We start from the raw sequence: 20,068 nt of genomic DNA, 5'->3' as shown, positions 1-20,068 counted from the left end.
TCCTTTTTTACCCGATGCCCGTCTGCCTTTTGTTCGGAAGAGCCGCATCAGGAGAGTTTTAAACGTTTGATTTTGGTTCGTAATATTAGCATAAAAAACGTGCGTATCAGTAAACGCGGTGTATTTGTACGGCATACGGAATGATGCGCGTGCGAATTTACGCATCCTGCCGGCAATTTGCCGATTCGCCGACATCGGCAACCTGTTATAATTCCTCCTTTAAATTCCTAACGTTTTCAAGCGAAAAACAAAATGACCATGCAAGAACATTACCAGCCCGCCGCCATCGAGCCTGCGGCGCAGAAAAAATGGGACGACGCCCGTATTTCCAACGTCTCCGAAGACGCTTCCAAACCCAAATATTATTGCCTTTCGATGTTCCCTTACCCTAGCGGCAAGCTGCATATGGGGCATGTACGCAACTACACCATCGGCGACGTATTGAGCCGCTTCAAACTTTTAAACGGCTTCAACGTTATGCAGCCTATGGGTTGGGACGCGTTCGGCATGCCGGCGGAAAATGCGGCGATGAAAAACAACGTCGCCCCCGCCGCTTGGACCTACGACAACATCGAATACATGAAAACCCAGCTCAAAAGCCTGGGTTTTGCGGTTGACTGGGAACGCGAAGTCGCCACCTGCAAACCCGAATACTACCGCTGGGAACAATGGCTGTTTACCAAGCTGTTTGAAAAAGGCATCGTCTATCGCAAAAACGGCACGGTGAACTGGGACCCGGTCGACCAAACCGTCCTTGCCAACGAGCAAGTCATCGACGGACGCGGCTGGCGTTCGGGCGCGTTGATCGAAAAACGCGAAATCCCGATGTATTACTTCAAAATCACGGATTACGCCGAAGAGCTGCTCAACGATTTGGACAAGCTGGAACACTGGCCGGAACAAGTCAAAACCATGCAGCGCAACTGGATCGGCAAATCTCGCGGCATGACCGTGCGCTTCGCCGTTTCAGACGACAGCAAGCAAGGTTTGGAAGGCGATTACGCGAAATTCCTGCAAGTTTATACCACCCGCCCCGACACGCTGATGGGTGCGACTTATGTCGCTGTTGCCGCCGAACATCCGCTGGCAACAGCCGCAGCCGCCGACAAACCCGAATTGCAGGCATTTATCGCCGAATGCAAAGCCGGTTCGGTTGCCGAAGCCGATATGGCGACGATGGAGAAAAAAGGCGTGCCGACCGGCCGCTACGTCGTCAACCCGCTCAACGGCGACAAGCTGGAAGTGTGGATTGCCAACTATGTCTTGTGGGGCTACGGCGACGGCGCGGTGATGGCTGTTCCGGCGCACGACGAACGCGATTTCGAGTTTGCCGCCAAATACAATCTGCCGAAAAAACAAGTCATTGCCGTCGGCGACAACGCATTCGACGCAAACCGATGGCAAGAATGGTACGGCAACAAAGAAAACGGCGTATTGGTCAACAGCGGCGACTTGGACGGCTTGGATTTTCAGACGGCATTTGATGCCGTTGCCGCCAAGCTGCAAAGCCAAGGTGCGGGCGAACCGAAAACCCAATACCGCCTGCGCGACTGGGGCATTTCGCGCCAACGCTACTGGGGCTGCCCGATTCCCATCGTCCATTGCGAAAAATGCGGAGACGTTCCCGTCCCTGCCGACCAACTGCCCGTCGTCCTGCCTGAAAACGTCGTACCCGACGGTATGGGTTCGCCGCTGGCAAAAATGCCCGAGTTTTACGAAACTTCCTGCCCGTGCTGCGGCGGCGCGGCGAAACGCGAAACCGACACCATGGACACCTTCATGGAGTCGAGCTGGTACTTCTTCCGCTATATGTCGCCCAAGTTTTCAGACGGCATGGTATCGGCAGAATCCGCGAAATACTGGGGCGCGGTCGACCAATACATCGGCGGCATCGAACACGCGATTTTGCACCTCCTGTACGCGCGCTTCTTCACCAAACTGATGCGCGACGAAGGTTTGGTCAATGTTGACGAACCGTTTGAACGCCTGCTCACGCAAGGTATGGTCGTCTGCGAAACCTACTACCGCGAAAACGACAAAGGCGGCAAAGACTGGATCAACCCCGCCGATGTCGAGCTGACTTTCGATGACAAAGGCCGCCCCGTTTCCGCCGTCCTCAAAGCCGACGGACTGCCCGTCGTCATCAGCGGCACGGAAAAAATGTCCAAATCCAAAAACAACGGCGTCGATCCGCAAGAACTGATTAACGCCTACGGCGCGGACACCGCCCGCCTGTTCATGATGTTCGCCGCACCGCCCGAACAGTCCCTCGAATGGAGCGACAGCGGCGTCGAAGGTGCACACCGCTTCCTGCGCCGTCTGTGGCGTACCGTTTACGAATACCTGAAGCAAGGCGGCGCGGTCAAAGCATTTGCAGGCAACCAAGACGGTTTGTCTAAAGAACTCAAAGACCTGCGCCACAAACTGCATTCCACCACCGCCAAAGTCAGCGACGACTACGGCCGCCGCCAGCAGTTCAACACCGCCATCGCCGCCGTGATGGAACTGCTCAACCAATACGACAAAACCGACACCGGCAGCGAACAAGGCCGCGCCGTCGCCCAAGAAGTATTGGAAGCCGCCGTACGCCTGTTGTGGCCCATCGTGCCGCACATCTGCGAAACCCTGTGGAGCGAATTGAACGGCGCGAAACTGTGGGAAGCAGGCTGGCCGACAGTCGACGAAGCCGCCCTGGTCAAATCCGAAATCGAAGTGATGGTTCAAGTCAACGGCAAACTGCGCGGCAAAATCACCGTCGCCGCCGACGCCTCCAAAGCCGACCTCGAAGCCGCCGCACTCGCCAACGAAGGCGCAGTGAAATTCATGGAAGGCAAGCCTGCGAAGAAAATCATCGTCGTACCGGGCAGACTGGTGAACATCGTCGTCTAAACCGCTTTTAAGGTTTAGCCATACGGATAAAGGCCGTCTGAAACTTGGAAACAGGGTTTCAGACGGCCTTTTTAAGGCAGATTGGGTTGTCTGCAAGACAGACCTCAAATATAGCGGATTAACTTTAAACCGGTACGGCGTTGCCCCGCCTTGCCCTGCTGTCTGCGGCTTCGTCTCCTTGTCCTGATTTTTGTTAATCTACTAAAAATTAATCTCAAAATCCAAAATATGAATTTATTTTTCGATACCCAATTGGGAAAGCAACAAAATAAAGCAACCCACAAAATCCGTGTAATGAGCGAGGCTTGGCTGGAAAAAAACGGCTATTGCCCCTGTTGCGGAAGCAAGCCGATGCAGAGATTTGCCAATAACAAACCTGTTGCAGACCTCTTTTGCCCAAATTGCCACGAGCAATATGAATTAAAGAGTAAAAATCAAAAAACCATAGGCAACAGCGTGCCTGACGGTGCATATCGCACTATGTTGGAGCGCATCCGGTCAGATACCAACCCCAACTTTTTCTTTCTTGCATATAAAAAAGCGGATTACTCCATACGGCAATTGGTGCTTGTACCCAAACATTTCATCACGCCGGATATGATTATTCCCAGAAATAAAGGCATTAAAAACCGACCGCACCACATTATGTGTTCCATCAATCTCGCCCCTTTGCCTGAAAGCGGAAAAATATTCTTAATAGACGATTCCCGCATTATCGAACCCGAAACCGTTCTGAAAAAATGGCAATCCAACCTGTTTTTACGCAACCAAAATGCGGAGCGCAAAGACTGGCTTTTGGCTGTTATGAAATGTATCGACCAACTCACCGAAGAATTCACATTGTCGCAAATGTATGAATTTGAAAACAAACTATCCATCCAATTTCCCCAAAACAACCATATCAAAGACAAAATCCGCCAACAGTTGCAAATTTTGCGTGATCAAAATATGATCGAATTCATTGGTCGCGGACTTTACAAAAAAATCGACAAATTGCACCCAACTCCCAAGGCGTTTTGATTTCAAATCATGATACTGAATTTACGAGAAATATTTATTCTTCTGCCATTCTAAAAACGGTTGAAGTACAACGCAATATTGCCGCAAAGGGCAGCAGTCGTAAAAAAGTCGGAGAATTATTGGCAATTTATGATTGATTTTGACAAACCGGCTGAAGAAGCTGCCATTTATCAAAGTCGTTTGAAAAAATCGTTTCAGACGACCTTGTCCTCTACAACGAAAATTCCCTTAACGTCATGCGGAAGATATTGGAAAAACATCCAAACGGCTGTTTTGATATGATTTTCGCAGACCCGCCTTACTTTCTTTCCAATGACGGTTTCAGTTGTCAAAACGGGCAAATGGTTTCCGTCAATAAGGGCAACTGGGATAAATCCAAAGGAATGGCGGCAGATTTGGAATTTTACGAAGAATGGCTCCGACTGTGTTACGCCTTATTAAAACCAAACGGCACAATTTGGGTTTGCGGCACATTTCATAATATCTATTTAATCGGCTACCTGATGCAAACCGTCGGCTACCATATTTTGAACAATATTACTTGGGAAAAACCCAATCCTCCCCCTAATTTGTCCTGCCGTTTCTTTACCCATTCGACAGAAACAATCTTATGGGCAAAGAAAAATAAAAAAGCCAAACATACGTTTCATTATGAAATGATGAAAGCACAAAATAATGGCAAACAGATGAAATGTGTTTGGACATTTCCTCCACCAAATAAAACCGAAAAAACATTCGGCAAACATCCGACACAAAAACCACTCTCCTTACTTGAACGCTGCATACTATCGGCTTCAAATATCGGAGATTTAATTTTTGACCCTTTTATGGGCAGCGGCACAACAGGCGTTGCCGCCTTAAAACATGGTCGGAGATTTTGCGGTTGCGAACTGGAAGAAGATTTTTTGAATTAGCAAAGAAAAGGTTAGAAAAATGATTATTGGCGGAATCGGCGGTGCAAGGACACAAACAGGACTCAGATTCGAAGAACGTACAGACTTACGAAAGTTGTTTGAAGAAATTCCCGGGTACGACTTAAGAAAAACAGATGATAATGCGGGTTATGAAGTTTGGTTTAATGGAGAATTGAAGGCTTATTGTTTCAAAAAATATGAGTTTTACCGATTTTTGGAAAGACTGGAATACAATATTAATTGGAAAGACCATCTGTCTAAAAGATTACTGCCCGATAATGGCTTATTTATCATCATCCGTGATACCTTATTTATTATTGAGATCAAATTCCAACAAACTCCCGGTTCAGTAGATGAGAAATTACAAACTTGCGATTTTAAGAGAAAACAATATACAAAGTTAGTTCACTCTTTAGGTTGGCGGGTTGGATATGTCTATGTTTTGAATGATTGGTTTACAAAACCGGAATATTAAAGATGTTTTAGATTATATTATCAGTGTTAACTGCCATTACCAATTTAACACGATTCCCTTAAGGTGGTTTGGACTGCCTGATGGTGAAACAAATGAATAAATACCATATTTAAAACACAACCGTTCAAGGTCGTCTGAATATCATTTCAGACGACCTTTCACCAATCCCCGCCGTTTTCCATCTTTCTGCTATTGTGATAAAGTAGCCCGACCTTTTGTTCAAAATACGCGGATTCCGCGACACTGAATGCAGCATCTGCCAAAGATTATTTGAAAACGGTCGAGTTAGACAAGTCTGCCGACAATGTCGATACCACATCCAAAACTATCCGCAGGGTTTAGGCGGTATTCCAGAGTACGGTGTCTTATGCTGATGCTGTAAACAATGCCCGTATAGAAAATCTAAAACGGTTGTTGCCGACCGTTATGCCGGTTTATGAGCAAAGTGTCAGAAATAAGGGGCGCGTTAATAAAAAACGTCGGCGTTAAGGGAAGGGGATCGAGAATTTGAGCCGTTGTTTCAAAATGCCGTCTGAAATCGTTTGAGATTCAGACGGCATTTAAACAGTTCTGCGCCCCGCCCGTTTTGCCTTCAAGCCCGCGCCGCTTAAATCCAATCCCCCCCTGCAACGGGCGCAAAAAATCCCCGTGCCTCGCGGTCGGGGATGTTTCGGGTTTCGCGCCCGTCTGCGCCGTGCCTTGCTGTCGGGCTATGCCGTCTGTACCGCCGCCGTTTCGGCTTGGTTTGATGCGGTCGGGCATTTGTGCGGCTACGCCCTGATATTCAGTTCGGCGGTCTTGCCTGTCTTGGCAGGCATATTCAGCAGCGCGTCTATATGTGAACTTGCTGATTTTGCCGTTTGCCAAGTCGGCTACGCAATGGCTTCGATGCCCTTGTTTTTGACGATGGTCAGCAGCTTCAACGCTGCGCCGCCGGGCTTTTTAACGCCCCGCTCCCAAGCCGAAACGTGATTTTTCCCCACGTTGAGATAGATGGCGAAAGCGGCTTGCGATAGTGCCTCCTTCTCCCTGATTGCCTTGATGTCCCCGCCGCTCAACGGCTTGATTTCGGTCAGGCAGGACTTGTCAAAGCCGCGCATAGTCTTTTTGTCGATTGCGCCGATGTCGTGCAATCCCTGCATGGTTTCGTGTATTGCTGCGAAAATCCCGCTTTTATATTTCATGGCTGTATCTCCGTGAAAGTGCCGTTTGACTTGGCTTGCTCTATGTCGGTTTCTGTCATTGCCAAGATGATGGCGGCGGTTTTCTTTAATTCTGTAAGTTCTTTATCAGTGATGTTTTCGCGGTCGTTCTTGGCAAAGGCGGTCATGAAAAACGCCCGTTCTCCATGCCTGAAAAATATCAGACTGCGATAACCGCCGCTTCTGCCTTGCCCTTGCCTTGCTATACGCTGCTTAATCACGCGCCGCCCAAATCTGCATCTATCAGCCCGTTATCTGCCCGCTCTACCGCCTCTATCAGCTCTGAATCACTGATTTTGTGCTTCTTGGCAAATTTCACTATCCATTGGTTTTTGAATATCCGCATTGTGCAACCGTTTACTTAGTGATACTGGGGATTATACCAAAGACAGGCAACACGGCAAGCCGCCTTTTTATACCCTGCAATTTCTCCGTTTATGCCGCCTGAAACACCGGCGGCTAATTTGATTATTTTTTAATCAATCGCTTTTAATGGCTCAAATTGCGTTTTTAGCGCGTTTCGCTGTCTTCCTATGCCCCGCAATATAACCAACCGGTTTAACCGCCATTCCTGCTCAAAATAGGCGCGGTTCCGTGCGTTTTGGCTTTTCATTCCGCTACGCTCCCACTGCCAAGACGGTAAAAAACCGGAAAACCCCAAAAGTTGTTACCGATTCGTTACCATTTGTTACCGCATTTGTTACCAATTTTTTATCTTTTTCTTATTTTTATAGTGAATTAAATTTAAACCGGTACGGCGTTGCCTCGCCTTGCCGTACTATTTGTACTGTCTGCGGTTCGCCGCCTTGTCCCGATTTAAATTTAATTCACTATATTTCATATACTTATTTATCTAACTTTTCCCCGGTAACAAGGTAACAACTAAGGGTATCGCTTCCTAGTATAGGTTTTTTCCAAAAACCCAAAAAAACCGCTCTGCATCTTGGACGGTTTCCCCCTCGTTCCCTACGGTTCGTCAGTATTCCCCGCAAGCTCTTTTCCGCTTGGCATTCCTGATTTGGTGGTCGTTCAGCTTTATTTTTGCGGTATTTTTCGGATACCGTAAAAAATCAGGTTAGTTCAATTAGGGCGGATTGGACGGGATTGCACAGTCAGGAAGGGGACGGCAGGATAACAATCAGCCTGAAATCCTTGTATTGATTGGGATTGGTTGATGGCATCAGACAGGATTAAACGAAAAAAAACGCCTAGAATTTCTAAGCGTTTTTGTGTGTTGGTGCCGACAGCGAGATTTGAACTCGCACAGCCTACGGCCACTACCCCCTCAAGATAGCGTGTCTACCAATTTCACCATGTCGGCATTTGAAAAACTGTTATTTCTGCTGCTGAGGAACAGGGGCAGAAGGTTCGGTATTGCTTACGGGTTTGGGTGCTTGCTGAGTCTGTCGTATGTTGCTGAAGTCCAAACCGTGTTTTGTCGTGTGGGTGTGAATATACACCATAGCCATGCAGGTTGCGAAGAAAAATGTTGCTGCAACGGCGGTCGAGCGGCTGAGGAAGTTGGCGTTGCCGGCAGAGCCGAATACGCCTTGCGCGCTGCCGCTTCCCGATCCGAAGGTCGCGCCGGCATCCGCGCCTTTGCCGTGTTGGAGCAATACTAACACGATGACGGCCAAAGCGGAAATAATATTAATAATCCAAATTAGGGTTTTGAAGGCTTCCATATTTTTCTACGCATTTTGTGCGGCACTGATGATGGCGGTAAAGGAGTCGTACGACAATGACGCGCCGCCGACGAGTGCGCCGTCCACATAAGGTACTGCGAAGATGTCGGCCGCGTTGTCCGCTTTCACACTTCCGCCGTAAAGGACGCGGATTTTAACATCGCTTCCGCACAAAGACAAGATTTCTTTGTAGATGAATGCGTGCATATCGGCAATCTGTTCGACGGTGGCGACTTTGCCTGTGCCGATTGCCCAGACGGGTTCGTAGGCGACGGCGATGTTTTTGGTATCCAGCCCTTGCAGGATGGAAAGCTGATGGGCGATGACTTCGTGTTCTTTGCCGGTTTCGCGCTCTTCGAGGCTTTCGCCGACGCACAATAATGGGATGAGTCCGACGTTGAGGACGTTTTCCATTTTGCGGCGTTGGATTTCGTTTTTTTCGCCGAAATAAAGGCTGCGTTCGGAGTGTCCGATGAGGACGATGTCTGTGCCGGTGTCGGCGAGCATTTCGGCGGACACTTCGCCGGTGTACGCGCCGTTGTCGGGGAAGCGGCTCACGTCTTGGGCGCAGGTGAGGATGCGGTTGTTTAAGACGATTTGCATGGCGTTGTGCAGTTGCAGCAGGTAAACGGTCGGGGCGGCGAGTCCGATGAGGACGCGTTCGGCGGTGGGGAGGATGCGGAAGCGGTGCATCAGTGCGTTGTTGTTTTGGAGCCGGCCGTTCATTTTCCAGTTGCCGATGACCCATTTTTGATCCCACATTCCGATTTGGCGATACATCTTTTTTGCTCCGTGTCGTGTTTTTCTGTCTGCCGCGTGTGGCGCGTTGCAATGTGAAGTTTAGTGGATATGCGGCGGGTTCGCAACTTGGGGCGGGCGGCTGCGGGGGCGGTTTGGAATGTTGTTTCGGGCAGGATGTTTTATAATGGCTGCCTGATATGTATGCAAATATGGGAGATATGATGCACGCGCTTCATTTTTCGGCTTCGGACAAGGCCGCGCTTTATCGTGAGGTGTTGCCGCAGATTGAGTCTGTGGTGGCGGACGAGGCGGATTGGGTGGCGAATTTGGCGAACACGGCGGCGGTTTTGAAGGAGGCGTTCGGCTGGTTGTGGGTGGGTTTTTATTTTGTCGATACGCGTTCGGACGAATTGGTTTTGGCACCGTTTCAGGGACCTTTGGCGTGTACGCGGATTCCGTTCGGGCGCGGGGTGTGCGGTCAGGCTTGGGCGAAGGGTGAAACGGTGGTTGTTAAGGATGTGAACGCGCATCCCGACCATATTGCCTGTTCGTCTTTGTCGCGTTCGGAGATTGTCGTGCCGCTGTTTTCAGACGGCCGCTGTATCGGCGTGTTGGACGCGGACAGCGAACATTTGGCGCAGTTTGATGAGGCAGATGCTTTGTATTTGGGCGAACTGGCGAAGATTTTGGAGAGGCGGTTTGAGGCTTCGAGTCAGGCGGCTTGAGACTGGCAAAACGGGCGGGCTTCGCGTGCCGAAGTTGGCGCGGCGGTAGTGTGGTTTTATAATGCCTGCCATTGATAAAACAATTATTTGACGGAGCACTAAATGGATTTTGAAAAAGCGCGGTTCAATATGGTCGAACAGCAGATCCGTCCTTGGGATGTATTGGATTTTGACGTGTTGGACGCTTTGGAGGAGATTCCGCGCGAGCTTTTCGTGGATGAGTCTTTGCAGGGTTTGGCGTATGCGGATATGGAGCTGCCGCTTGCCAACGGTCATAAGATGCTCGAGCCGAAAATCGTGGCGCGGCTGGCGCAGGGCTTGAAGCTGACGAAAAACGATACGGTTTTGGAAATCGGCACGGGTTCGGGCTATGCGACGGCTCTGTTGGCAAAACTGGCTGGCCGTGTGGTTTCGGACGACATCGATGCCGAACGGCAAAAGCGCGCCAAAGCGGTTTTGGACGGCTTGTCTTTGGAAAACATCGATTATGTGCAAAATAACGGGTTGACCGAACTTTCCGCAGGTGCGCCGTTTGATGCGGTTTACGTCGGCGGCGCGGTAACCCTTGTGCCTGAAGTGTTAAAGGAACAGTTGAAGGACGGCGGGCGTATGGCGGTTATTGTGGGACGCAGGCCGGTGCAGCGCGCGCTTTTGATTACGCGCAGGGGCGATGTGTTTGAAGAAAAGGTGCTGTTCGATACTTTGGTGGCGCATTTGGACGACAAGGATGCCCATCCTTTCGACAGTTTTAATTTTTGATGTTCGGATTGTGATGCCGTCTGAAAGCGGGTTTGGGGCTTCAGACGGCATTTTGCTTGGTTTTTTTCGGGGGGTTTGTGATGGATATTGTGCAACTTCCGTCGGCGGCATTGAAGGCGTGGATGGACGAAGGGCGGATGTTTTGTTTGTTGGACGTGCGTACGGATGAAGAAGCGGCGGTTTGTTCGCTGCCAAATGCGCTGCATATCCCGATGAATCTGATTCCGCTGCGGCAAAACGAGTTGCCGGACGATGTGCCGCTTGTGGTGTATTGCCATCACGGTATCCGCAGCCTGCATACGGCGATGTATTTGGCGGAGGCGGGTTTTGAAAACCTGTACAACCTTCAGGGCGGCATCGACGCGTGGGCGGTTGAGGTTGACGCGGAAATGGCGCGGTATTGAAGGCGGCTTCAGACGGCATTCCTTAAATGCGTGTACCTCTGGTGTTCCATAAAGGTCGTCTGAAAGTGCAGCTTCTGCGAAGCTAAAGCGCAGTATCAACGAAGTTAAAATTTGCCTGAACCTTAAAGGCAGCCTGCACCCCAATTCCCTCGCCCCGTGGGAGAAGGCTAGGGAGAGGGCGGCAAACTGCAGGTTTGCTTGGGCGGCATTTTCAATGTGCAGGCTGCTTTTAGCTTCGCAGAAACTCCGTTTTCAGACGACCTTATTTAAACCGATAGGTAAACGCCGCGTTCACTGTCCGCAGTGCGCCGTAGCTGTGGCGGTCGGGCTGGGTGCGGTAGTGTTTGTTGAACAGGTTGTCCACGTTCAGCGACAGTTCGGTGCGCGGATTGAAGCGGTAACGCGCCATGATGTCGGCGACGGCGTAGGCTTTCTGGCGGCTGTTGGCGACGGCGCGGGCTTTGGCGGCGGGGTTGGGGATGTGGAGCGCGGCTGGGTCGGTGTGGGTTTCGCCCTGCCGGCGCACACCCGCACCGATGGTCCGGCCGCTGGGGGCTTCGGGGGCTAAGTGGTAGGCGGTGAAGAGTTTGAAGCTGCGTTCGGGTACGCTGTCGGGGTTCAGGCGGCTGCCGTCTTGGTCGCGGGGTTTGCTTTGGCTGTAGCCTGCCTGTATCTGCCATTCGGGCGTGATGCGGCCGCCGACTTCGATTTCCCAGCCGTGGGTTTTGGCTTGGTTGGCGGCGCGATAGTAGGTGTTGCCGCTCTGGTCGCGTCCTGCTGCGGTGGCGAGGTTGTTTTTACGGGCGCGGTACACGGCGGCGGATGCGTTCAGACGCCCTTCAAGCCATTCGCCTTTGATGTCGGCTTCCAGATTGTTGCCGGTTACGGGTTTCAGGTAGCTGCCGTGTTCGTCTTTTTGCAATTGCGGGACGAACAGGCTGCTGTACGAGCCGTAAAGCGACAGGTTGCCGGTCAGATCGAACACGATGCCTGTGTAGGGGGTGAAACGGTTGGCGGACACATAGGTCATGCCTTGTGTGCGGCTGTTGTAGCTGCCTGCGCGGTAGCGGCTGTATCTGCCGCCGAGTATCAGCGAAAGGTTGTCGGCGGCGCGGAAACGGGTGGCGAGATAGCCGCCGATTTGCCGCCTGGTGTCGTATTGCGGGATGGTTTGGGCAAACGATGATGGCTGCGGATAGGCGCCCGTGCGGGAAAATTCGTAGGCGTTGGGAATGGCGTTGGGAATGATGCTGCGTTCGCCGTATTTGTTGCTGGCGTATTTGTAGCCGTTGATACCCGCGATTAAATCGTGCTCGCGGCCGAACAGGCGGTATTTGCCGGTCAATGACATGCTGGCGCTGTGGGTGCGCGGATCGGCGTGCCAATAACCGGGAATCAGGTCGGTGGCGGCAGTGCTGTGGTCGATGGAAAGTACGCCTGCCACACCGTAGGGCTGGCGGAAGCGGCTACGGGTGTAGTCGTATTCGGCTTTGAGTTTCCAGTCTTGGTTGAAGCGGTGTTCTATGCCGGCGAACAGGTTGAGCGCACGGTTGCGGCTGTTCGACCAATTTGTGGCGGGGTTGTCTTTTGGGCCGAAGGCGGTGGCATAACCTTGGCTGTCGTACACGGCGTAGCTGAGCGGCGCGTCTGCGGTTTCTTTCGCCTGCTGGTAGTCCATGCCTGCGTGGACGCGGGTTTGCGGTGCGATGTCGTATTCCAAAATGCCGTAGAGTTCGGCATCGCGGCTGCGTTCGAGCTGCCGCCACGAGTCGCCGCGTCCGAAGGTGGAAACCAGGCGGCCGCGCAGCGTGCCTTCGGCGTTCAGGCTGCCCGATACGTCCGCGCCCAGCCCGAAATGTTTGCGGTTGCCGGCTTCGGCGCGGACTTCAAACAATGGCTTGCGGGTCGGGTGTTTGCGTACCAGATTGACGGTGGCAGAAGGCTCGCCCGTGCCGTCCGGCAGCCCCGCCACGCCGCGCACGACTTCCACGCGCTCATAGGCGGCGGTGTTGGCATTGCCCGTATCGGCCAGCGCGTCGGCAACGGGGATGCCGTTGATTTGGTAGTTGGCGATGCGGCTGCCGCGCGCGAACAGGTAGTTGTAGCCCGCGCGGTCGGAGCCGTAAATCTGGCGGCTGGTGCCGGTCGCCTGCAACAGGGCGCGGTCGAGCGTTTTGATGTTTTGGTCGCGCATTTGTTGCGATGTGATGACGCTGACGCTCTGCGGGATTTCGCGCAGGGTCATGGGCAGCCCGAACGGGGTGTGCGTGCCGGAAACGGTGTAGCCGTCGTTGGAACTCGCGGTGCGGTCGGCGGTAACGGTGATGGTCGGCAATTCGGTGCTTTCCTGCGGTTTGGGGTCGTCTGAAACAGAAACATCGGCCTGCGCGTACACGGGTAGCAGGGCGGCAAAAAGCAGGGAGTATTTGAAGCGTGTCATGGGGTTTCCTTTGTGTGTTGGTGTGCGGTGGGGTTGTATAGCGGATTAACTTTAAACCGGTACGGCGTTGCCCCGCCCCGGCTCAAAGGGAACGGTTCCCTAAGGCGCCCAAGCACCGGGCGAACCGGTTCCGTACCATTTGTACTGCCTGCGGCCCGCCGCCTTGTCCTGATTTTTGTTAATCCTCTATGCTTTTGGCATATTGAAGGTGTAGGCTGCTTTTAGCTTCGCAGAAACTCAGCTTCCTTCGGAAACTTCGTTTTCAGGCGGCCTCGGACGGGTCGGGCAGATCAATCAGCACCACCGAGCAGCCGTTTTCCGAACGCGGGCGGTGCGACACCGACTTCGGCACGACCGCCATCTCGCCCTCGCGTATCGTCATGTTGCCGCCGTCGGCGAAGTCCACCGCCATGTCGCCCTCCACGGCAAACAGCACTTTGTCGCTGTATCCGTGCGTGTGCCAGCCGTAATCGCCCAAAAGTTTGACCAGGCGGAATTGGAACCCGTGGCGGTTGATGATTTCGGGCTGCCAGTATTCTTTGATGGCGGCAAGGTGCTGTTTCAGGTTGATGGTTTCGTTTTGCATGGGGTTCTCCTTGTGGTTTGTTTTGAATAAAACTACTGCGCCGCAACGGGTTCTGCCTTTTCAAACGCCGCCTTCAACTGTTCCGCCGCCTGTATCAACTGCCGCGCGCCGCCCGCGACAATGTAGTTCGCGGCAGGCATGACGATGATTTGCTTGCGCTTCCAAGCGTTCGTGCCGCATACCAGCGCGTTATCCAACACTTCCACGGCAGCCGGCCCTTCCTGCCCGATGGCGGCGGTGCGGTCGATGATGAAAATCCAGCCGGGGTTTTTCTCTTTGATGTATTCGAAGGAAACGGGCTGCCCGTGCCCTTCGTTGCGTAAAGATTCGTCCACGGGCGGCAGGCCGATGTCGCCGTGTATCCAACTTGCCAACCGCGATTGCGTGCCGAAGGCGGACACCTTGTTGCCTGTAACCGACAGCACCAGCCCGCGTCCTTTGCCTTTGGCGGCTTCGCGCTTTTGGGCGAACAGCGCGTCAATCTGCGCATTCAATTCCGCCACGCGCGCTTCCTTACCGAAAATCCGCGACAGGGTCTCCATCTGCTTCTCGCCGCTGGTGCGGATATTGCCGTTGTCCACCGTCAAATCTATGGTGGTCGCGTTTTTCGCCAACTGTTCATACGCTTCCGCACCCGGCCCGCCGGTAATGACAAACTGCGGATTGTGGCGGTGCAGGGATTCGCAATCGGGCTCAAACAGCGTCCCCACCGTTGCCGCCTTGTCAAATGCAGGCTGCAAATAGTCCACGCGCACCGGCGCGGTGGTTGCGCCCACATTCACGCCCGGCTCGGTCAGCGTATCCAACGCCGCCCAGTCGTACACGGCGACGCGTTCGGGATTCTTCGGCACAACGGCATCGCCCCGCGCGGTCGGCACGGTCAGCGTGGCGACAGGTGTGGATGCGGCTTGGGATGCGGCGGATACAGTTTTTTCGGCGGCAGGTTCGGGCGAACAGGCGGCCGGCAGGACGGCGCAGGCTGCCCAATAAAAACGCGGTTTCACGGTGTGCGGTTCCTTTGCATACGAATAAGAATGTTTATTATTAAGCAAACAACCTGCAGAAACCACGCCGCAAAACGCAAAATTCCCGATACGGCAAAACAAATTCCCGATACGGCAAAACAAATTCCCGAAACGGAAAAGGTCGTCTGAAACACCCTTTCAGACGACCTTTTCCGTTCCAACCAATCCCTGTGCTTGATTATTGGTAATAATTCCTATTTAATTCATTTGTTAGACAACTCGTTCCTATCCAATCATGAACACCGCCGCCATCTACCGCCAGTACCAAACCTATGTCCGCTCCGATAAATCCGGCTGGGCGTTGGACGGCTGTTCCGACAGCGCACTCATTGCGCAGGCAAAACAGCCCGGTTTGCATCTGAAAATGTGCATCAACCGCTTCGACTCGGGCATCACCTTATCACGGATGCGCGGCGGCGGAACGGGTGCGTTTCCCACCGAAATCCACAATTTCAGCCACAACTGCGCCTTGTTCGTCATGGTATCGGGGCAGAACCGGTTACAAATGGGCGGCAGGGAATACCGCCCGTCTGCCGGCGAAATCTGGCTGGTACGCGGCGAACTGGCGGACGTATCCGAAACCCTGCTGCCAGACAGCGGCGGCATGTGCGCGCTGCATTTGGATTTTTCGCTGGAAAAACTGCGCCGCTGGCACGACGAAGGTTTACTGGACGAACGCCTGTTTTCGCCGCAAACGATAGGCCGATTCGCCCTGCAACGGCTGGCGCAAAACGCGGGGACACTGACGGCGGCGGCCTGCCCCCTGCTGCAACGCCCGTTCGAATCGGACGGCTTCGACCTGCTCGCCGACGAAGCCGACGCGCTGGAACTCTCCGCCCGATTATTACGCTTCACCTTCCGCCGCCACGACAACGGCTACCGCCGCCGGCGCATAGACGAAGCCGCCGATATTTTGAACAGCGAATTCGCCCGCCCGCTGACCATCGCCGAAATCGCCCGCCGCGTCGGGCTGAACGAATGCTACCTGAAACGCTATTTCAAAGCGCAAACCGGCGAAACCGTCGCCGGACGCCTGCGCCGCCTGCGGCTGGAACACGCGCTCGCCCTCATCGAATCGGGCAGCACCATCCAAGCCGCGATGCACTTTTGCGGCTACCGCCACGCGGGACGGTTCAACGAAGCGTTCAGGCGGCATTACGGATTTTTGCCTTCGGATGTGAAAAAGTGCTGATGGGCCGACGGCATAGATATTTTGATTTGAAACAACCATTAAAAAAGATCGTCTGAAAAAGCAATTTCAGACGATCTTTTTTCATTCGCGGCGGCAGTGTCGCCCCCTGCCCTTATCCCAAAAATTCTTTCAAAAACAGCAACACGCAGGCGAGTTTGTCGGCGGATTCGCGTTGGGTGCCGTTGCCGGTATGGCCGCCGCCGTCAGGCGAGTAGAGCCAAGATTGCGGCGAGGTTTCGCGCAGTTTGGCGTAGAATTTGAGCGCGTGGGCGGGATGGACGCGGTCGTCGCTGAGGCTGGTGGTAATGAGTGCGGGCGGATAATCGATGCCGTCTGAAAGATTGTGATACGGCGACAATTCGCCCAGCCGGCGTTTGCAGGCTTCGTATTTCTGCGGATTGCCGTATTCGTCCGTCCAACTTGAACCGGCGGACAGCAGCGGATAACGGATCATATCGGTCAGCGGTACTTCGCACACCAGCGCACCGATGCTTTGCGGTTCGCGCACGAAGGCGGCGGCGGTAATCAGGCCGCCGTTGCTGCCGCCCTGCAAGCCGATGTGTTTGGGCGAACTCATGCCGCGTTCGGACAAATCACGCACGACTGCCAACAAATCATCAACGCTTTTGTGTTTGCTGATTCCCTGCGCCGCCTGATGCCAGCGCGGGCCGAATTCTCCGCCGCCGCGGATGTTTGCCAATACAAAGGCATTGCCCTCTTCCAGCCAATATTTGCCGACGCTGCCCAGATAATGCGGCAATTCAGGAATGCCGAAACCTCCGTAAGCATAGACTAAGGTCGGCGTGTCGGGCGCGGCGTTTTTGCCGACGTGGAAATAAGGAATGCGTTCGCCGTCGGACGACACCGCCCAAAACTGCCGCACTTCGATGCCGTCTGAAACAAACTGCTGCGGCTGGAGGCGCATGACGGTCAGTTCCATCACGTTCAAATCCAGCGCAAACAGCGTCAGCGGCGTGGTGAAATCGCTGGCGGCAAGATAAACCACGTCGCCGCCCCACGGTTGGTCGGTCATTTCCAACGCGCCCGAGGGCAGGTGCGGCAACTCGGCTTCCTGCCATTTGCTGTCGGCAAACCGCCACGCTTTCAGACGGCCTTGTACATTCTCCAGCAGGCTTGCCACCACAAAACGCTTGGTCGTTTCCACGCTTTCCAATGCCTGCGTTTCATCGGGCGCAAACAAAAGCTGCGCCGCCCCGAGTTCGCCCCGATTCAGTTTCACCGCCACCAACGCGCCACTCGGATAGCTTTGGTTCGCGCGGTGCCAGTCCTTGCGCAGCGTCAGCAAAAGATGTCCCGCCAGATAGCCGACCACATCGCAATCATTAGGCAGGTTCAACGGTTTCGCCCCGCCTTCGGACGACACCTGCAAATACGTCTTGGTGTAAAAACCGTCCGACGCTTCAATCAAATCAATCGGCGAACCCTGCGGATCGAGGTAACGCCACGCGTTTACCATCATCGCGCCTTTATCGATTTGGTACGCCGGCAGGCTTTCCTCGAAACTCTTGCCGCGTTCCACCAGCCACACTTCGCGCGGATAGCCCGATTCGGTCAACTGGCGTTCGTCCCAAGCCGGACACACCCACACGCTGTTTTCATCGCGCCACGACACATGGTTTTTGCCTGCCGGAAAGTGAAAACCGCCCTCTACCAATTCCCCTGCTTCCAAATCCACTTCCAGCGTATACGCCGTATCGCCGCCCGATTTGTTCAAAGTCAGCAGCGCGCGGTTGGGCTGCTCCACCAAGTGCGACACGCCGCCCAAATACACATCGTCGCCGAGCAACTCATCGAAATCCGCCACCGAAAACAGGATTTTCCACTCGGGATAGCCGGAACGGTAGGTCGCCGCCGTACACACGCGGTACACGCCCTTCGGATATTCCGCATTCTGATGGAAATGGTACATCCGCGCGCGGTGTTCCTGACAAAACGGAATCTGCCGCGTGTCCTGCATTTGATTCAAAATGCCGTCTGAAAGTGCGCGCGCCTTGTCGTTGTTTAAAAAACGCGCGCGCGTTTCGGCATTCGCTTCAGCAGCGAAGTTTTGCGTTTCGGCGGAATCGAGGTTTTCAAAATGGCGGTAGGGGTCGGGGTAGGATTTCATCGGGGTCCTTGAGGGTCGGGCAGGTCTTTATAATCGGGGAAATGCCGTCTGAAACGGGGTTCAGGCGGCATTTCTGCGGCGGCTTTCCGTTGCGGTCAGCGGTGCAGGCGACGCACCAGAATATGCGAGTTTCGTCCGTTGCTGCGGTAGTCTTTGCGCCGCGTTTCGGGCAGCTCGTCTTCCGATGCCGTCTGAAAGCCGCGTTCGGCAAACCATTCGCCGGTATTTGTGGACAGTGCGAACAGCCTGCTTATGCCTATGCCGCGCGCCTTATCGATAATGTGGGCAAGCAGGCGTTCGCCGTAGCCGCCGTCCTGTGCCTGCGGCGAGACGGCAAGGCAGGCGATTTCGCCGCAATCGGCTTCGGCAAAGGTTTTGAGTGCGGCACAGCCGTACAGGTTGCCGTCGTGTTCGAGGATGGAAAATTCGGAAATGTGGTTTTCGAGGTATTCGCGGCTGCGGTGCAATAGGATGCCCTGTTCTTCCAGCGGGCGGATGAGGGCGGCGATGTGCGGGATGTCGCCGCTGTGCGCCTGCCGGATGGAGACGAAGGCTTCTTTGGCAATGGACGTGCCGATGCCGTTGCGGGTGAAGAGTTCTTGCAGCAGGCTGCCGTCGGCGGCCCCGTTGAGGATTTGGACGCGATGCACGCCGCCTTCGAGCGCGGCAACGGCGGACGAAATCAGTCGTCGGGTTTCGCTGGCGGCGTGTTCCGCCAGCGATTGCGCTTCCTGTGCCGAGAGGGTTTCGGCGAGCGTGCCGTCGGGGCGGGAAATGCCGTCTGAAAGGGTCAGGTAAACGAGTTTTTCGGCCTGAAGCGAGACGGCGACGGAAGCGGCGGCCTGCACCATATCGAGATTGAAGGTTTTGCCGCCGTAGGAATGCCCGAGCGGCGGCATCCAGACGATATTGCCCGCGTCGAGTTGGAAACGGAGGGCGGCGGTGTCGGTTTTGCGGATAACGCCCGCGTATTCCATATCGGTTCCGTCAATCACGCCTATCGGACGGGCGGTCAGGAAGTTGCCCGATACGAGCGGGACGGAAGGCGCGCGCGCGAATCCTGAAACGCTGCCGCACAATGCGGCTTCAAAACGGCTGCGGACGGTGCCGGCAAACTGCTGCGCCTGTCCGAGCGAGGTTTCGTCGGTAACGCGCAAACCCCGGCAATAATGCGGCGTGCGGCCTTGCGCGGCGGCGAGGCGGTCGAGGAAGTGGTACGCGCCGTGGATGAGGACGAGTCGGATGCCCAGTTGCGACAACAGCCCGATGTCGGCGGCGAGCTTATTTAAGGTGCCGCCTTCGAGCAGGCGGCCGTCTATGCCGGCGACCAGTGTCGTGCCGCGCATTTGGCGGATGTAGGGGGCGGCTTCGCGGAAGTGGGCGACAAAGCTGTCGGGCGCGTTCATAGGATGAAGAGGTAGGAAAGCTGCATAATGAGGACGATAAGTGCGAACAGGGTTGCAATAGTCCAGTTGAGCCCTTCCTGACGGGCGGGCGGTACGGAAACCTGCGGTGCGGCGGCAGGTGCGGCAGCGGCGGTTGCGGGCGGCGTATCGTGCAGGGTTGTACCGCCGTTGAGGATATCGGCGATTTCGTCGCGGGAAATCTGTTTCTTGCTAATGGCGTGCGTGCCGATGCGGTGGACGAGTTTGACATCCGAAACAGCTTCGGGCAAATCGTTGAATATAGGTTCTTTCGTGCTTGCCAGATGGTCTTTGGCTTTAAACAGCCCTTCGCATTTTTGGCAGACGACGAAGCCTTGGGCGACGTTGAGCTGGGTTTCTTTGACCCAGAGGCGGGTTTTGCAGTGCGGACAGAAACAGGCGGGCATGATGTTTTCTCGGTGTGTGTCGGTTTGATGCCGTCTGAAGCGGCAGGTGGTT

The 20,068-nt window shown here is 54.3% G+C and carries 16 protein-coding genes, 1 tRNA gene and 4 pseudogenes; 9 read left to right on the top strand and 12 right to left on the bottom strand.

Going from position 1 to position 20,068, the window contains the following annotated elements:
* Positions 1-258 precede the first annotated feature (258 nt).
* The 5 genes and pseudogenes from leuS to DFR77_RS03070 all read left to right on the top strand — a co-directional run bounded on the left by leuS (position 259) and on the right by DFR77_RS03070 (position 5,398).
* Positions 259-2,889 (top strand): leucine--tRNA ligase, encoded by a 2,631-nt coding sequence (gene leuS, locus DFR77_RS03090; protein ID WP_025456091.1) that lies wholly within the window; start codon positions 259-261, stop codon positions 2,887-2,889.
* 228 nt (positions 2,890-3,117) lie between these two features.
* Positions 3,118-3,909, top strand: coding sequence for a DpnI domain-containing protein (locus DFR77_RS03085; protein WP_003687206.1), 792 nt, complete (start codon positions 3,118-3,120; stop codon positions 3,907-3,909).
* Positions 3,873-4,046, top strand: a pseudogene (locus tag DFR77_RS14495) (restriction endonuclease); the annotation flags it as partial. The gene DFR77_RS03085 and the pseudogene DFR77_RS14495, both read left to right, overlap by 37 nt.
* Positions 4,039-4,846, top strand: a pseudogene (locus tag DFR77_RS03075) (DNA-methyltransferase). The pseudogenes DFR77_RS14495 and DFR77_RS03075, both read left to right, overlap by 8 nt.
* Positions 4,843-5,398 (top strand): annotated as a pseudogene (locus DFR77_RS03070) (hypothetical protein). Before DFR77_RS03075 ends, DFR77_RS03070 begins: the two co-directional pseudogenes overlap by 4 nt.
* A gap of 449 nt (positions 5,399-5,847) precedes the next feature.
* Here DFR77_RS03070 and DFR77_RS03060 read toward each other — a convergent pair.
* The 6 genes and pseudogenes from DFR77_RS03060 to tpiA form a co-directional block, all read right to left on the bottom strand.
* Positions 5,848-6,060: a hypothetical protein gene (locus tag DFR77_RS03060; protein WP_003692461.1), complete on the bottom strand. Its 213-nt coding sequence runs from the start codon at positions 6,058-6,060 to the stop codon at positions 5,848-5,850.
* Between the two features lie 110 nt (positions 6,061-6,170).
* Complete coding sequence (locus DFR77_RS03055; RefSeq protein ID WP_003687216.1) at positions 6,171-6,482, bottom strand: helix-turn-helix domain-containing protein; 312 nt, start codon at positions 6,480-6,482, stop codon at positions 6,171-6,173.
* A pseudogene (locus DFR77_RS03050) lies at positions 6,479-6,846 on the bottom strand (type II toxin-antitoxin system RelE/ParE family toxin). Before DFR77_RS03050 ends, DFR77_RS03055 begins: the two are co-directional and overlap by 4 nt.
* An 889-nt stretch (positions 6,847-7,735) precedes the next feature.
* Positions 7,736-7,821: transfer RNA gene (locus DFR77_RS03035), tRNA-Leu, on the bottom strand.
* A 13-nt stretch (positions 7,822-7,834) separates the two neighbouring features.
* Positions 7,835-8,185, bottom strand: coding sequence for a preprotein translocase subunit SecG (secG, locus tag DFR77_RS03030; RefSeq protein WP_003687220.1), 351 nt, complete (start codon positions 8,183-8,185; stop codon positions 7,835-7,837).
* 6 nt (positions 8,186-8,191) lie between these two features.
* On the bottom strand, positions 8,192-8,965 hold the full coding sequence (gene tpiA / locus DFR77_RS03025; RefSeq protein WP_003687222.1) for a triose-phosphate isomerase: 774 nt from the start codon (positions 8,963-8,965) through the stop codon (positions 8,192-8,194).
* 182 nt (positions 8,966-9,147) lie between these two features.
* Between tpiA and DFR77_RS03020 the strand changes: the two genes are divergently transcribed.
* The 3 genes from DFR77_RS03020 (at position 9,148) to DFR77_RS03010 (ending at position 10,814) form a co-directional block, all read left to right on the top strand.
* The gene (locus tag DFR77_RS03020) at positions 9,148-9,651 is read left to right on the top strand and encodes a GAF domain-containing protein (protein ID WP_025455757.1); all 504 of its coding nucleotides are present in this window, start codon (positions 9,148-9,150) and stop codon (positions 9,649-9,651) included.
* 102 nt (positions 9,652-9,753) lie between these two features.
* Complete coding sequence (locus DFR77_RS03015; RefSeq protein ID WP_003692467.1) at positions 9,754-10,410, top strand: protein-L-isoaspartate O-methyltransferase family protein; 657 nt, start codon at positions 9,754-9,756, stop codon at positions 10,408-10,410.
* Positions 10,411-10,490: 80 nt separating this feature from the next.
* On the top strand, positions 10,491-10,814 hold the full coding sequence (locus DFR77_RS03010) for a rhodanese-like domain-containing protein (RefSeq protein WP_003687228.1): 324 nt from the start codon (positions 10,491-10,493) through the stop codon (positions 10,812-10,814).
* Positions 10,815-11,076: 262 nt separating this feature from the next.
* On the opposite strand, the gene tdfF is transcribed toward DFR77_RS03010, so the two are convergent.
* The 3 genes from tdfF to DFR77_RS02985 form a co-directional block, all read right to left on the bottom strand.
* On the bottom strand, positions 11,077-13,254 hold the full coding sequence (gene tdfF / locus DFR77_RS03000; protein WP_003692469.1) for a TonB-dependent iron piracy receptor TdfF: 2,178 nt from the start codon (positions 13,252-13,254) through the stop codon (positions 11,077-11,079).
* A 262-nt stretch (positions 13,255-13,516) separates the two neighbouring features.
* Positions 13,517-13,840 carry a cupin domain-containing protein gene (locus tag DFR77_RS02990; protein WP_003687232.1) on the bottom strand — a complete coding sequence of 108 codons (324 nt, stop codon included), beginning with the start codon at positions 13,838-13,840 and terminating at the stop codon, positions 13,517-13,519.
* A gap of 32 nt (positions 13,841-13,872) precedes the next feature.
* The gene (locus DFR77_RS02985) at positions 13,873-14,844 is read right to left on the bottom strand and encodes a siderophore ABC transporter substrate-binding protein (protein WP_010356564.1); all 972 of its coding nucleotides are present in this window, start codon (positions 14,842-14,844) and stop codon (positions 13,873-13,875) included.
* Positions 14,845-15,100: 256 nt separating this feature from the next.
* Here DFR77_RS02985 and DFR77_RS02980 point away from each other — a divergent pair, with 256 nt between their 5' ends.
* Entirely contained in the window at positions 15,101-16,057 is a 957-nt protein-coding gene (locus DFR77_RS02980; RefSeq protein WP_003692470.1) for a helix-turn-helix transcriptional regulator, read from the top strand.
* Positions 16,058-16,169: 112 nt separating this feature from the next.
* Here DFR77_RS02980 and DFR77_RS02975 read toward each other — a convergent pair whose 3' ends face one another.
* The 3 genes from DFR77_RS02975 to DFR77_RS02965 form a co-directional block, all read right to left on the bottom strand.
* On the bottom strand, positions 16,170-18,185 hold the full coding sequence (locus tag DFR77_RS02975) for a prolyl oligopeptidase family serine peptidase (protein ID WP_003692472.1): 2,016 nt from the start codon (positions 18,183-18,185) through the stop codon (positions 16,170-16,172).
* A 95-nt stretch (positions 18,186-18,280) separates the two neighbouring features.
* A complete protein-coding gene (gene argA / locus DFR77_RS02970) occupies positions 18,281-19,591 on the bottom strand; it encodes an amino-acid N-acetyltransferase (protein WP_003692474.1) in 1,311 nt (436 codons plus the stop codon).
* Entirely contained in the window at positions 19,588-20,016 is a 429-nt protein-coding gene (locus DFR77_RS02965; RefSeq protein WP_003690500.1) for an MJ0042-type zinc finger domain-containing protein, read from the bottom strand. Before DFR77_RS02965 ends, argA begins: the two co-directional genes overlap by 4 nt.
* Positions 20,017-20,068 lie beyond the last annotated feature (52 nt).

It is taken from the genome of Neisseria gonorrhoeae (genome assembly GCF_003315235.1).
GTDB classification, from domain to species: Bacteria; Pseudomonadota; Gammaproteobacteria; order Burkholderiales; family Neisseriaceae; genus Neisseria; species Neisseria gonorrhoeae.
The sequence above is the reverse complement of the archived record's forward strand: the minus strand, read 5'-3'. Positions and strand labels throughout refer to the sequence as shown.

Coding starts and splice junctions, on each gene's coding strand:
- DFR77_RS02965 (WP_003690500.1), bottom strand. CDS start 20,016: ATGCCCGCCTGTTTCTGTCCGCACTGCAAAACCCGCCTCTGGGTCAAA.
- secG (WP_003687220.1), bottom strand. CDS start 8,185: ATGGAAGCCTTCAAAACCCTAATTTGGATTATTAATATTATTTCCGCT.
- DFR77_RS03010 (WP_003687228.1), top strand. CDS start 10,491: ATGGATATTGTGCAACTTCCGTCGGCGGCATTGAAGGCGTGGATGGAC.
- DFR77_RS02975 (WP_003692472.1), bottom strand. CDS start 18,185: ATGAAATCCTACCCCGACCCCTACCGCCATTTTGAAAACCTCGATTCC.
- leuS (WP_025456091.1), top strand. CDS start 259: ATGCAAGAACATTACCAGCCCGCCGCCATCGAGCCTGCGGCGCAGAAA.
- DFR77_RS03020 (WP_025455757.1), top strand. CDS start 9,148: ATGCACGCGCTTCATTTTTCGGCTTCGGACAAGGCCGCGCTTTATCGT.
- DFR77_RS03055 (WP_003687216.1), bottom strand. CDS start 6,482: ATGAAATATAAAAGCGGGATTTTCGCAGCAATACACGAAACCATGCAG.
- tpiA (WP_003687222.1), bottom strand. CDS start 8,965: ATGTATCGCCAAATCGGAATGTGGGATCAAAAATGGGTCATCGGCAAC.
- DFR77_RS03085 (WP_003687206.1), top strand. CDS start 3,118: ATGAATTTATTTTTCGATACCCAATTGGGAAAGCAACAAAATAAAGCA.
- tdfF (WP_003692469.1), bottom strand. CDS start 13,254: ATGACACGCTTCAAATACTCCCTGCTTTTTGCCGCCCTGCTACCCGTG.
- argA (WP_003692474.1), bottom strand. CDS start 19,591: ATGAACGCGCCCGACAGCTTTGTCGCCCACTTCCGCGAAGCCGCCCCC.
- DFR77_RS02980 (WP_003692470.1), top strand. CDS start 15,101: ATGAACACCGCCGCCATCTACCGCCAGTACCAAACCTATGTCCGCTCC.
- DFR77_RS03015 (WP_003692467.1), top strand. CDS start 9,754: ATGGATTTTGAAAAAGCGCGGTTCAATATGGTCGAACAGCAGATCCGT.
- DFR77_RS03060 (WP_003692461.1), bottom strand. CDS start 6,060: ATGCCCGACCGCATCAAACCAAGCCGAAACGGCGGCGGTACAGACGGC.
- DFR77_RS02990 (WP_003687232.1), bottom strand. CDS start 13,840: ATGCAAAACGAAACCATCAACCTGAAACAGCACCTTGCCGCCATCAAA.